This is a genomic window from Gulosibacter molinativorax, assembly GCF_003010915.2.
Classification (GTDB): domain Bacteria; phylum Actinomycetota; class Actinomycetes; order Actinomycetales; family Microbacteriaceae; genus Gulosibacter; species Gulosibacter molinativorax.
On record NZ_CP028426.1, the window covers coordinates 2,196,468 to 2,209,425 of the forward strand.

Consider the following 12,958-nt stretch of genomic DNA (forward strand, 5'->3'; position numbering starts at 1 on the left):
TTCAAATATTAGGAATCACGACCAACGGTAACCGTGGAAGAAACCCCAAAAGGTCTCGCGCGGAAAGCTGGCACGTTCACACTCGTTGCTTTCATCCTCTCCGCAGGCAGACTCATACCGCGCTGCATCGTCTCAATTCGACGCTGAATCCCATTCAACGGCTCTGAACGGATTGCGGTTGAAAAAGCACCCACCTGTCCGTCGACATGGTTCTGGATCCCGTCCTGTTCCGCCATCGCCAAAAGCTTCTGTGCGCCCTGCCGAGTTAACAGATATGCGTCAGCACCCCAACCTTGCCGAGATCCCGGCCAAGATCTGAGCTGCTCCCAAGGATCCAACAACGAAAGTCCCCAAGTAACATGCTCGCCGTGGGCAATGCTCGACATTCTATCGTTAACCCAGACTAGGTCGAAATCAGTGGTCGCTTCGATTATTCGATCGAGGTATTCCGCCCCAGTAAAGGGCAGCGCATCATCCTCAAGGACGAGCCCAACTCCGGAACTTGAATCGTCAGCGATCTCTTCCCAAACAGACCAGTGACTCAGCCAACACGCCGTCGCCCCCTTACCCAGCAAACGAGTCGCGACTTCAGATGCTATGATTCCCGCAACCAGCGCATCCGGCAGCGCACTTCCAGCAACTGCAATGTGACGCTGAACATTTTTGTATCCGGCGCGCGTAAGCGAAGAACTACCTATCCTCCACTTTCTATCCTCGTGAAGCAAATTGATGATACGAATAGGAACTGCGGAATGGGCTCCCGAAAGAAGAGAGTTTATTCGCTCCCGTAAGAACACGGTTTCCTCGCTGGCCGTTGCGAGTCCAGCAAATTCCAATGCAATCGACGCTTCTCCGGCATCTGCGAGCAAGTTCGCCCACCGCAGCACTTCCCTATCCCCAAACTTTTTCGTTGAAGCATCCTCAAGGACGGAAAGTGCGAACCGACGAAACCCAACAAGATCACCTGAAGAGACCAATGACTCGCCCAGAAAGTAGCCAATATAGGGAGACTTACTGGAGCGATAATAAATCTCGCGGAGATACTCTGAGCCTCGGTCATAATCCTTAAGCCTACGACTGACTTGCAAACTAGTAATTGCAACGACATCACCTGAAAGACCCCGATCAAGTTGTTCCAGCAACAATCCCTGCGCTGCAACATTTCCATGCATCACGGCCACGTACTTTGCCGCCACCGTCAAATATCGGCGCGCCGCAAAGAGGTCTTGAACGGACTGACCGAAATAGTTTGAAACAGTACTCGCGAAACGACCTGCAAACTCGGTATCAGAGGCGAGGCTCTCAATCGACCTTGTCGATATTTCTCGTTCGAGTGATTCGAAATTATGGGCTTGATCTCTATCCATCAACATCTCCTAAAGATTTCCTAGCGACAGTCGGCATACGTAAGCAGCCACCACTGCAGTCATGGCGAGCCTAGCTCACACCAATATCCGGAACCGGAACTCAGATTTCATTCACTAATGCTCCGTTCCACCTTCCGACCTAATATCAGATCCAGCTCACGATTGATTATTTGTTTCTTGCCAGACTGCGCCCTAACCCGCGCCGCCGCACGCCGGGACATCTCCTGAAATCTCTCGGCATCTTCGCTAATAGCTAGAATCCCTTCAGCTAGCGAAACAAAATCATCTAGCGGAGCAAGGACGCCGCAAGACTCATCAACAAACTCAGGTACAGCCGTGACCCCCGAAGTGATTGGCACTAGACCGGAACTCATTGCTTCGTCGCGAGAAACACCCTGCGCATCCATTCGTGTCGGAGTAAGGAAGATGCCATATTCTTTGTGCACGTTCGCCATCTCCGAGTGGGTCAGGAACCGCCGCTCAATTTGAACATTCGACATGTCCCATACTGGCTTCAGAGTCTCCTCAAATAGGACACCGTCGCCAATAAATTTGAACTCAAGATCCTTAAAATTGGGATGACGCGACAGCTCAATAACTGCGTTAACCGACAAATCATTTGCATACTTACGAGACGCGTAGGGCCTTATCGAAAGGATCTTCTTTCGCTGATAATCTGGCTTGGGTATATAGTCAAATAACTCACCATCGATGGGGTTATGGATGATGTGGTAGGCCTCCTGAGGGAGCCTGATCCCAACATCTTCAAAAACTTCCTCTGCGAAGTAATTCGACACAAAAACGAAATGTGTGTTCGGACGCCTTTCTGCAAACACTTTTCGCCAGAAGTTCAGACGTTCATCCGATTCCTTCTTTAGTGTGTTCAACGCCTCCTCAGTGACAGCGTTGTATTCACGTCGCCACCACGGTTGAATTTCGGAACCATGTATCCAGACAATTACGCGAGTTTCTGGGGGACTCATTGAAATTGAATGCCACATCGCTGGATTCAAGAAATGCACGAGTACGGATTCAAAATTACCCTGGCTAAGGCTAGATCCCAAGTCAGCTTGGTTGAGAGTTGAGACTCTTACACCTTCGAATTCTCGCGACTGAGGGGCCGCGACCTGGTCAAGTGTGACAACCTCGACGTCCAGGCCTTCCTGCCTGTAAGCGCTGACACGGGAGTGTACAAATCCATTCCGGTAGAGGTCACCGTAGGACGGATAGATGTTTGTCAGAACGATATTTTTTGTTCTCGTTATCAGGCCAGCATTGGGTTCTTGATACGGCGAAGCGTACATTCCTCGTAACACTGATTGACCAGGTCCCGACGCGCGTATTCCGAACTTGATACGTGTCGTGAGATCAGGGATTGCAAAGGAATGGTTTCGGTTAGCATACGCCATAGCATGACCTAACCGCTTACCGTTAGCATCATGAAAAATTATCGCAACCTGAATATCTAGGCCAAGCGAAGAATCCAAATAGAAGTGGCCCACGTCGCTCCACCCAAGATCCTCCAGACTGATCGTACTGGGGAAGTAGCCATATCCGTGACTACCCGCCTCCAGTTCCGAGCGGATCGCGAACGATCCTTCCTCCCATATGACTGTAACCTTCCCAGTCATTCCTTTAATTAGGTGTCGGAGTTGATCAACACTAATTGAATGGTTGTTGATTCGCTGTCGCTTTGTCACATTACTCGAGATCTGATTCAACTCTTTCAATGTGAACGGCTTCGCTGAAAGCTCAGATCGCGGTCCCTTGGAGTCTACTGGTACGGACTTCGCCCCGTTCTTGATGTACTCGAGATCGTCAATCTTAAATTTCACGAGTTGGCCTCGCCGACTAAACTTCTGCTTCTTCAGCAATCGGAAGAGCGTGTCTACGTCAATCGAATCAAGTCGAATAGCTGAACTCCGAATCTCGGCAGTCTTTACGGTCCGATAATTTCTGGACTTCTTTCCCGAGACTCTAGTTCCTGTAAGCTCCTTTGTAACGACATCGACATTCGCGTACCGCCAAGTCAAAATTAGATCCTCGAGGAAGTGGGGGCCGTAATAATCGGCTTCATGAAAGAAGGCGAGGTGGCTGTGAGCTTCGAGAATCTTCCCGAGCTGTGAAATCGCTTCGGGCAACTCAAGCGATATTGTTTGGATGTTTTCATCTTGATCATTATCCCCCTGCAATTGCTTTAGGGAATAGATAGCGTCGGGTTTGATGCTTTGCCCCTTGATCGTTTCAAGAACGGCGGCGTTGTCATCCGCAGAAGATTCTAGAATTATGACAGCCATCGAGTGTACTTCCGACACGTAATCGAGACCTACCGCCTTGCAGATTGTCTCGACTCGATCGGCATAAGTGTGCTCCCTTAGTACCTGCCGCAATGCCGCAGACCGCATTCGCGCTGTACCGTCGGGAGTGCTTTCTAGCCTGCGTAGTCGATCCGCCGCCAAAGCACCACTGTCTGTGGCGATGACCAGATCGCCGAAGAATATCTTTAGAGCTGGACTATAGTTTGACACCACTAAAGTATTACTGGCGATCAATTCAAATACGCGCCGTGCCATCATAGACTGCGAGTGCTTAACCGAATTCAGGTTAAGCCCGGCTCCGTAACCCTTGTATGCGATAGCAATTTCACTCGGCGCTAAATTGCCAACAATGTATGGTTCGTATTTATCTGGGAACTGGTAGTCAGGATTGTCCTGTCCATACATGCGGTCGAAGATCGTCAATGGCTTGACCGCTGGCAGATATTCCACGAACTCTTCGAGATCTTTAGTCCTTTCCTTATATTTTGAATAGTACGCGCCAGCAAATGCGATCTCGTCAATGCGTTCGTATTCTTCAATCGGATTATGCATACGCGTTTGCGCTGCAAACGGGAGAAAGTAGACTCGATCGTGACCGAGATGACTGCGGTAACGTGGTACACAGTCTATGTCGGTGGTCATGACAACGTCGAAATACGAAGCCACGCGTAGAAAAGTTGCGAAATGAACGGGATCTTCTTTGTTCCAAAATACGGTGGGTATTTCTCGCGCATTACACCAGGCCACAATTTCCAGAATTTCCTTGCCTGCTTTCCCAACCATGTTCGTCCAAGTATTTTCATGCCCACGCCAAGCCGATTCTACGAACAAAACATCCGGGTGTGCCAGTTCGAGTTGTTCCTCCCATGCGGTGGGCGTGAGCTGTACTAGATTCGCCTCCGGCGCAAAACATTCATAGCTGAATTCATCGAGTATGCATGCAATTGTGATAAAACTCTTAAGCGCTCCACGTACCTGGTCGCTGTTCGACTTAATCGCCTTTGGCTCAACGTAAGAAGGTTGTCGCGATCCAACCCGACCATTTGCTGCGGTCTCGTTTCGTCCCGGCTCAAGCTCCAGAGTGGGAACACTGGGAGAAGCAATGGCTGCAAATGGTGCTTTTATTGTGCCATTTAGCGCTTTAGCGAAACGATATGAACGACTCCTTCGCAGTTCGACGAGCGTCTTCTTTGCCGCGTCTCTTTCACGACCCAGGATCGCAATTCTTTCCGCTAATCTAATTTTTTCCGCATGGAGGCGACTTATTTCACTCTTCGCGTCTTTGAGGTGACCTTGCTGTTCTATAAGTCGACTCGATTTTTCTCGAGTGACCTCCATTTGCTTAGCTAATTGCACGCCTCTATCGCGAAACTTTTCGCTGATATCTTTGCGTTCTGAACGTGCCTTTTTGGCAACTTCTTGTAAGGAGCGGAGCTCTTCCTTGGCCTTGTCCAGACTCGCTCTGAGTTCCTCATTTTCGTTCCGCGCACTAGTCACGGCCTGCTCTTGGTCGGCGAGCTTGGCCTGATATTCGCCTAGCCTTTTCACCATGGAGTCGATTTCGACGAGGGAGTCTGATCGCAGGACAGCGAGTTGTTGCAACTTTTCTTTTAGCTGGTTAAGCTCTTCCTCGAGTCGACCAGTGGCTTCTTCTGCCCGCGATCGAAGGGCTCGCTCAGTGCCAAGATCTCGCCGGAGATCATTGACTTCTTTTATCGATTCTTCGGTCAATTTAAGTTGTGCCGCAAGATCCTTTTCTTTGGCTTCCTGGTCCATTTTTAGCGTTTCCAACTCGTTCTTAATTATCTTCGCCTGAGCGAGAGCCTCAGACTTAACCAACTCATATTCTTTAGTGGTCGCAGCGGCTTGAAGGCACGCCTCTTCTAGACGCTTGTTTTCAAATACCAGCGCGTCCAATTCGCTTCTGAGGCCTTCTTGAACCCGAGCTGTATTGATTGCGTGTTCATTTACTGATCGAGACTCCTCAATCAATAGCTCAATCCGAGTTTGGATAGAGGCCAAAGAATCGCGGGCAATTTGGACGGTGTCTCCGGGCGCCATTGAGCTTATGGTCTGATTATCCTCACCATCTTCAACGTTCGATGGTTTGGTTTCCTGGCCGGAATAACTAAGCCTCTCCTTGAGTTCTCGCTCATGCTGCATGGCATAGCGGTACCGCAAGTTTATCTCCCGGATTTTAGCAGCGTCTTTATCCTTCTGAGCCCTAGCTTCGAATTCGAGTCGGGCAGCGCGGGTTGCGCGATCTTGAAGGTGGGCAATGGAGAGTTTCTCGAGAGGAATGAATATGTGCGTTGGTGAAGCATTGTGCGTACTCCAGTGCAAATACTTATTCTCGTTCAGTATTCTCGCGGCCTCGACTAACGCTTCATCAGTTAGCGTTTCGATAACGACGATAGGTCGCTGTGATGCTAACGTTTCCCGAGCCCCTCGCAGAACGTCTACATCCATGCCTTCGACATCTATCTTGATTAGGGCCAGGTTCTCTATGGACAAGATATCGACGGTCGTTATAGGCACGGGGCCGTTAGCATCTAAGACAATCTGACCTGCTCCAGAGTTACTCGCGCTGACTTCTGTTAGATACCCATGTGATTCGCTGGCGCCAAGCGCGATTTCATGGAATTCAGCGCTGTCTTCGAGTGTATTTATCTGAAAGTTGCGTCGAGCAATGTTCATAAGTTCACTGTTTGGCTCGACCAAATGCACAAAGTGTCCGTGGCGCGCCCAGTAGATTGCATGGTTCCCTATATTGCTTCCGACGTCAAGCACATTCGTACCATCTTCCAGCCATGGAATTGTGGCCTTTAATAGCTCGAACTCATACGGCGACTTTGCCGCTACTATGCTCTTCTGAATATGATCTATTGAAGCTTGAGGCAAGTAGAGGTTATATAAACCTTTATCATCATTCAGTTCGTACTTTTCGTTGATTTCGCCAGCCATTTTAGTTCCTAGTTGTAATATTAAATTCATTACGGCTTTGGGCAACCATCAATCTGTGTTGCACACCTGCCACGGAGCGCACTTGTGATAGTTACTGAGGGAATTCTCAACATTTCATACATTTTGACCTTGTTGTCCTACACGAATGAATGTTGGCGATTGATGCCGTAGCTCTCTACGCGGGAATTCGCCAATACTTCCAGGTCATTAACCTGCCAGGTGTGTGCTTGCTTGCCCCGTTGTTGAATGAAATTGAACCGATCCGAGGAGTACGCACGTCCGCCACGATTCGTTAGATCTTTAAGGAATTGGGAGTCCTCACCCCGAGTTGCTTGGGGGAAAGGTATTGCACGGTAGGTGGAGGCAGGCCCGACAAATGTAGGCCCTGCAAGGAATGTGGTCCATCGATGTTCCCGCTCCGAACTTCGCAACACCATTGCATCTTGTGCCGCTAGATAAACGTAAACTGCCTGTTTTCCGATCAGATCAGCATTGGTAAATCGTAGAGCATTGCTCGAATCCAAAAGGTAGTATTTTCCGTAATAGTCATCGTCATCGAATTTCGCGATTATTTCACCATCGGACATCTGCACGAGCCTATTGAGGCAGCCTCCCAGCGTGACGTCATTCGTGGCACTTGTGAGTATTACGTTTTCCAACCCCAAGTCTCTTGCTTTTGACTTGAATTCTCTTGCATTTATCGAGAAATTATGAGTCAGCATTGCAAGTTGCACTGGAACGCCGACCTGATCGGCCACCGTGCGCAACACATGGTCAACCTGGTAAGGACGATTTGTCGAAACCATCACCGTGACAGGCTTTGGATCGACTGCGTCTTTTGGGAATTCAATCCCAGCTGCTTTGAGTACTTGAGTGGCCCGGTGCGCGTATGTGTGATTACCCCATATTCGTCGTTGTGCTTTGTGCACCATGCGATCCCGCATGTGAGGCGAGTTGACGAGTGCACGGAGCAGCCAGCCTGCTTCTTGTTTCCCGTCCACCACGGGGACTTCGTCTTGCGGGAAGAACTGCGGGATCGCGACGCTCGGCGCTGAAACAACCGGTGTTCCTGACGCGGTGATTTCGAAGACGCGACGTGCACACATGCTCGGACTGTCGGTCACGGAGTTGACGTTGAGGAACACTTTGTGTAGCCGATACGCGGTGAGCATCTTTTGGTACGTTAACCCGCCGCGCACGCGCTTGTTCAGCGGCTTGGGGAACTGGTAACGAGCATCCCCGCCTTCGAACCTTGAGTAGATTTCGAGGCCCTTGTTCATCCGTCCTGAGACGTCGTTGGCCGCTCCAAGCAGCATGTCCATCTGCGCGCGGCGCTCGGGGAACTTGTGTGCGAAGTACATGCCCGCGAACGCAACGTCGCGCTTCTGGTGCACTGACGGGATACGAATCGGGTTATGGATTGCAGGTGCCGCGGCGAAGCTCATTACCCCGATGCGGTCGTGTTCGAGTTCTTCACGGTACTCCGGGAGCGTATTGGCATCGCTCGTGAATACGGCATCAAAAAGCCTGGCCGTGTCGAGGAAGTCGTCGAAGTGGGGTGGGTCTTCTTTGTTCCAGAACACCGTGGGGATCTTTTGCACGTTGCAGTATGAGACGAGCGCACGCAGTTCAGGGCTCGGTGCGTTCGACCCCGTGAGCTTAAAGTCCCACTGACCGTGGTTACCGTGCCAAGCCGACTCAACGAAGAGGAGGTCGATCGGTGTCTTCTCTATCTGCTGCCGCCACCACTTCGGTGTGAGCTCGACAGTCTCGAACTCGTGACTCCACGCCGAGAGCGAGAAGTCATCCATGATCACCCCGACTCGGATATCGGGGAACGTCAGCGGCAAATCGACCGGAATGTAGTCGGGGATCTTGTCTGCGAGGGTCGGTTTTTCGCTCTTCGTCTTACCATTCTTAACAGGACCGACTAGTTCGGTACTCCGCGGCAGGTTCTCATTTGCCCGCTCGCGACGCTGCCACTCCTTGACTCGCTGGATTCCGCCGTCACGGAGGTGCCAAAGTGCTCTACGCCATTTGGCGGCCCGATTCTGCTCCGACACGTACGGTCTCCTCTAAGTCACGGCCACGACCAGGGAAGATTGTTGCACCCTGCGCCGTATTCAACGAATTTCTCATAAATGGTAGCGGAGGGATGGGAACCGCTGTCTCTCCCCTCATGGCTGTCGCAGCCTCGCGTAAAGAGACTTTGACTCGCGATGCTCGAGCGTGACACTCAGCGCTGTGCTCAGGAGGCGTCGAGAGCTGAACACCGGCGCGGGGATCGTAGCAAGGTCGTACTCGGAGTACCCTGCGCCAGCCCATTTACTGAGTCTGTGCTCCCAATGGAAGAAGTCGTGGAAGTCGTATCCGCGGAGGTGTTCCACCGAGAAGTCGGCGAAGACTGTCCATCGCGCCATTTCTTGCTGCAGTTCCGAGTCACTCGCGACCTTCGACTGCGCATACTTTTTTGCAAGAAGTTCGGTCGTTGGTGCAGACGCGCTGCGATCCTTATACACGCCCGTCGCGATGCCACCGCCGATGCCAAATAGCATCGCCGCTTTCGCTGGGGCGCCCACGTAAAACGCGTTCGCGAGGTTCGCGTATCGCTGCCAAGTGGGGAACGTACGCGTGTATAGCCTCGCCATTTGAGATGTCGGTGTCATCTGCGCCACGTCCAGCACAAGTTGCGGGAGCCTGGCCGCCGCCGCGACGCGGTTCGCCTGCACGAGATCGTCGTAGGTGCTCTTCTTCGCGACGTGGAACGGGTGATACGTCAGAGTCACGGCTTCCGCCTCCTGGAGATCGACGATCCCAGCTTCGAGTACCGCGCGGGAATCGCTGCCCGCGGTGAGCGCCAGCACGGTTTGGGGTGCGACTGCGATCCAGTTGCGCACCTGTTGCTGCAGTTCTTCACGAAACATCTCGGCAGCCTCGTCAAGCGAAAGTTCCGTGCGGTCCTCGGACGGGTAGAACCGCTGGTTCGTCACTTCGCGGCCGCGGACAGTGAGTCGGCCGTTCGCGAAGATCTGCCCTACCTCGTCGTGTGGAGTGATCAGGCCGGGGAGCCATTTGCCTGCCGGCGACTTGTAGTCGGGGTGCCGGAGGATCCATTGCATCCTCTTTGATGGGAGGCCGCCGACGAGTTCCGAGAGGATCGCGGTGTGGGATGTGAGCGCGACACTCTCGCCCGTATCGTGCCAGTAGCAGGATCGGGTCGCCATTGGGTCGCCGTAGATGTCGAGGGTTTCACCGCGACGGACGAAGACAACGTAACGGCCGGAGAGCCAGGTGATCGCTTCATCCATTGCCTTGCGAGGGACCTCGACAGGCTCGGCCAGGTCCTCGACAGGTTCGGCCAACGGTCGAGGCTCGACCGACCGTAGGGTTTTGAGAAGGCGCGCGGCGATCTCGTGGCGCTTTGCGGGGCCGCGATCGTCGAAGACCTGGCCCAGGATGAGAATGCCGAAGTCGCCGTACGACGCCGACTGGCGCTCAAGTTCCGGGTCGAGCTGCGCCCGCCACGGGCCGAACTCGAGCGTCTCCCACTTCTCGTGCGGTGCGTAGTCGATCGCGCCCTTCGTGATGAGGAAGCCCTTCGCGAAGACATTTTTATAGCCCCAGATTTTGTAGGCGGGGCGCAGTCGCTGCTGCCGCTGCTCAAGGTCTGCCAGCGTCTTCAGTCGCTTGGTCTCGCTGCGCTGGCCAAACATTCCTTGGGGTATCTCCTAATTGGGTGCGTTCGAATCCTCGACCGGATCCGCGTCCGACACAGATTGTTCGCCCGCGCGACGCTCGGCAACGAAGGCGTCAATCGCCTCGTGGACCCGGTCATATATCTCGGGAGTGTAGTGGAACGGCGCCAACCCCCAGCGATGATCGGGGTCGGCCACCGCATCCTCGACCGCAAAAATCGAGAGCCCGAGCTGCCCCAGGTAGTCGTAGTACCGACGAAACTGCGAGTTCGCCTGCCCGGAACTTTTCCCCATCGACAGCGGGGTCGGCGAGCCCTCGACGTCGAAGGGCGCCCAGTTCACCGAGAGCACGAGAACGCGCTCCTTCAGGCCGGCTGCCTCAAGTCTGGCCACGAATGCATCCGCCGCCTTTGCCCACCGCTCGAAATGCTCGTCGCTCCCGAACGGGATGTGCCGAGCCTGCTTGATCGCATCCTCGAACTCGGGAATGTCAAGCACGTCGATGCTTCTGGTCACGACCGAACCATCCGAAAACTCGAAAATTCCGTGTCGTTCGTCGACGAGGTCCCAGAGGAGCACATCCGGCCGACCGGCGTCTTTGATCGTCTCGAGCTGTTTGCCCTCGACGTCGCGGCGGACGTTCCGCAATTGGAACCGGCTGGAAGTCGTGTATTTCTTCGGGAGGTTGCCCGATGCATCCGACCCCTCGGTGAGCAGCGACTGGCGCGACACGTACGCGAGAATCGGGTACTGCTCGCGATCCATCGTCTCGAGCGTGTCTCGGCTCACGCAGCTGCCGAGGATCGTGACGGCGATCGGTTGCGAAGGGTCCATCGTTCGATTCTAGGTAAACCATTGGTGAACCGCAGTGCCGTCTTGAAACCAAGTGCGCGGTGCCATCCTGGGCTCTGAAATTTGGCCCATGACAGAATGGCCGTCATGAGTTCAGCAGAAGCGCCGCGCCGTCGACGGCTCAAGACCTGGCAGATCATCCTCATCGTCTTGTTGGTGCTGGTGCTCGCCGCCGCCGGAATCCTCTGGTGGAACGTGCAGTCCAAGCTGAACCAGGTCGAGACGATCGAGACCGCGTTCCCCGACGAGACCGCGCGTCCCGACGTCTTCGACGGCGAGAACCCACCGACGAACATCCTGATGCTCGGTTCCGACTCGCGCGCCGACACATCCGAATCGATGATGACCGACCTCGGCAACCGCTCCGACACCATCATGGTGGCCCACATCTCGGGCGACAAGCAGAGCATCCAGATCATGTCGATCATGCGTGACTCCTGGGTCGAGATTCCGGGCCACGGTGAGATGAAAATCAACGCGGCGCTCTCGCTCGGCGGTGTGCCGCTGCTGGTGGAGACCGTTGAAGGGTTGATTGACCAGCGCATCGACCACGTCGCGATGATCGACTTCAACGGATTCAAGGGCGTCACGGATGCGCTCGGTGGCGTGAGCCTCAACAACCCGTACGCCTTTAGTTCGGATGGCTACGACTTCCCCGCCGGCCCCATCACCCTCGACGGCGAACAGGCCCTCGTGTTTGTGCGCGAGCGCTATTCCTTTGAGGACGGCGACTATCAGCGCGTGCAGAACCAACAGATCTTCCTCAAGGCCGTGATGGCCCAGGCAATGTCGGGCGAGACGCTCACAAACCCCGGCAAGCTCAACGATCTCCTCGGTGCCGTCACGCCGTACGTGGCCACCGACTCGTCGCTGAACGGTAGCGCGATGTTCGACATGGCGCAGTCGCTCACCTCGGTGCGGATGCGCGACATCACGACGTTCACGATGCCCACCAACGGCACCGGGATGATCGGCGACCAGTCGGTCGTATACGTCAATTGGGACGAGATGGAAGTGCTGCGCGAGAAGTTCAAGACGGACGAGCTGAAGAACTACAACCCGCCGGCTCGGCCGTAGGGGTTTTGGAGTCGTACCGGCATGGGGCTGAACGAAGATCCGATCGAGTTTCACGCGCTCGGCGACGAGGAAGTAACGGCGGCTGCGCCGATTCCGCTGACGTTCCGCGAGCGCATGTCGTCTTTGGCGCGAAAGCCGCTGTTTTGGGGCGGACTTGCGGTGGTGTCCGCTGGGGCGGTTGTCGGTGCCTCGTTCGGGCCGCAGTGGCTCGAGGCCCTCGCGACTCCCCCGCCGAGCGAGACCGCGGTGCCTGTGGTGACGGCGACGCCGACTGAGAGTCCGACTGTGACGCCCTCGCCTACTGCGACTCGGACGCCGACGCCGACGCCGACCGTTGCGCCGGAACCTGAGCCTGAAGTGCCGGTTGAGGAGCCGCCCGTCGAGGAGCCACCGGTTGAAGACTATGTCGAGCCGGATTACGTCGAGCCGGATTACGTCGAGCCCGAACCCGATTATTACTACGAGGAGCCGTACTACCCGCCGGACGATGGCGGGCAGGGTGGTTCTGTGCCTGAGCCCGATCCTCCGGTTGACCCGGATCCTTCCGTAGACCCACCGGTCACTGAAGGTCCAGGCCCGGGCGAGCAACCTGCGCCAACCGAAGAACCAACGCTCGGCGGCACATAGCGGCTACCAGCTTCGCGATGTGGCTACATCGGCGCAGCAGCCGAAACTTGTCGAGCCT

The 12,958-nt window shown here is 54.5% G+C and carries 7 protein-coding genes; 2 read left to right on the forward strand and 5 right to left on the reverse strand.

Translation table 11 applies throughout. From position 1 onward, the window contains the following. Positions 1-8 precede the first annotated feature (8 nt). The 5 genes from GMOLON4_RS10140 to GMOLON4_RS10160 form a co-directional block, all read right to left on the reverse strand. Positions 9-1,367, reverse strand: coding sequence for a glycosyltransferase family 25 protein (locus GMOLON4_RS10140; protein ID WP_169516482.1), 1,359 nt, complete (start codon positions 1,365-1,367; stop codon positions 9-11). Positions 1,368-1,474: 107 nt separating this feature from the next. Continuing rightward, positions 1,475-6,649: an FkbM family methyltransferase gene (locus tag GMOLON4_RS10145; RefSeq protein WP_051266488.1), complete on the reverse strand. Its 5,175-nt coding sequence runs from the start codon at positions 6,647-6,649 to the stop codon at positions 1,475-1,477. A gap of 137 nt (positions 6,650-6,786) precedes the next feature. Further along, positions 6,787-8,712 (reverse strand): CgeB family protein, encoded by a 1,926-nt coding sequence (locus GMOLON4_RS10150; RefSeq protein ID WP_026936395.1) that lies wholly within the window; start codon positions 8,710-8,712, stop codon positions 6,787-6,789. 114 nt (positions 8,713-8,826) lie between these two features. Continuing rightward, positions 8,827-10,362, reverse strand: coding sequence for a hypothetical protein (locus GMOLON4_RS10155; RefSeq protein WP_026936394.1), 1,536 nt, complete (start codon positions 10,360-10,362; stop codon positions 8,827-8,829). A 15-nt stretch (positions 10,363-10,377) separates the two neighbouring features. Then, positions 10,378-11,178: a DUF6270 domain-containing protein gene (locus GMOLON4_RS10160; protein ID WP_026936393.1), complete on the reverse strand. Its 801-nt coding sequence runs from the start codon at positions 11,176-11,178 to the stop codon at positions 10,378-10,380. 105 nt (positions 11,179-11,283) lie between these two features. On the opposite strand from GMOLON4_RS10160, the gene GMOLON4_RS10165 reads away from it, so the two are divergent. Both GMOLON4_RS10165 and GMOLON4_RS10170 read left to right on the forward strand, forming a co-directional pair. After that, positions 11,284-12,273 (forward strand): LCP family protein, encoded by a 990-nt coding sequence (locus tag GMOLON4_RS10165; RefSeq protein WP_169516480.1) that lies wholly within the window; start codon positions 11,284-11,286, stop codon positions 12,271-12,273. A 21-nt stretch (positions 12,274-12,294) separates the two neighbouring features. Further along, positions 12,295-12,900, forward strand: a complete 606-nt coding sequence (locus GMOLON4_RS10170; RefSeq protein ID WP_026936391.1) for a hypothetical protein — start codon at positions 12,295-12,297, stop codon at positions 12,898-12,900. Positions 12,901-12,958: the final 58 nt, after the last annotated feature.

Bases quoted from the DNA above. Each gene is read 5' to 3' on its own strand.
- GMOLON4_RS10140 (WP_169516482.1), bottom strand. From the start codon at position 1,367: ATGGATAGAGATCAAGCCCATAATTTCGAATCACTCGAACGAGAAATA.
- GMOLON4_RS10145 (WP_051266488.1), bottom strand. From the start codon at position 6,649: ATGGCTGGCGAAATCAACGAAAAGTACGAACTGAATGATGATAAAGGT.
- GMOLON4_RS10155 (WP_026936394.1), bottom strand. From the start codon at position 10,362: ATGTTTGGCCAGCGCAGCGAGACCAAGCGACTGAAGACGCTGGCAGAC.
- GMOLON4_RS10160 (WP_026936393.1), bottom strand. From the start codon at position 11,178: ATGGACCCTTCGCAACCGATCGCCGTCACGATCCTCGGCAGCTGCGTG.
- GMOLON4_RS10165 (WP_169516480.1), top strand. From the start codon at position 11,284: ATGAGTTCAGCAGAAGCGCCGCGCCGTCGACGGCTCAAGACCTGGCAG.
- GMOLON4_RS10170 (WP_026936391.1), top strand. From the start codon at position 12,295: ATGGGGCTGAACGAAGATCCGATCGAGTTTCACGCGCTCGGCGACGAG.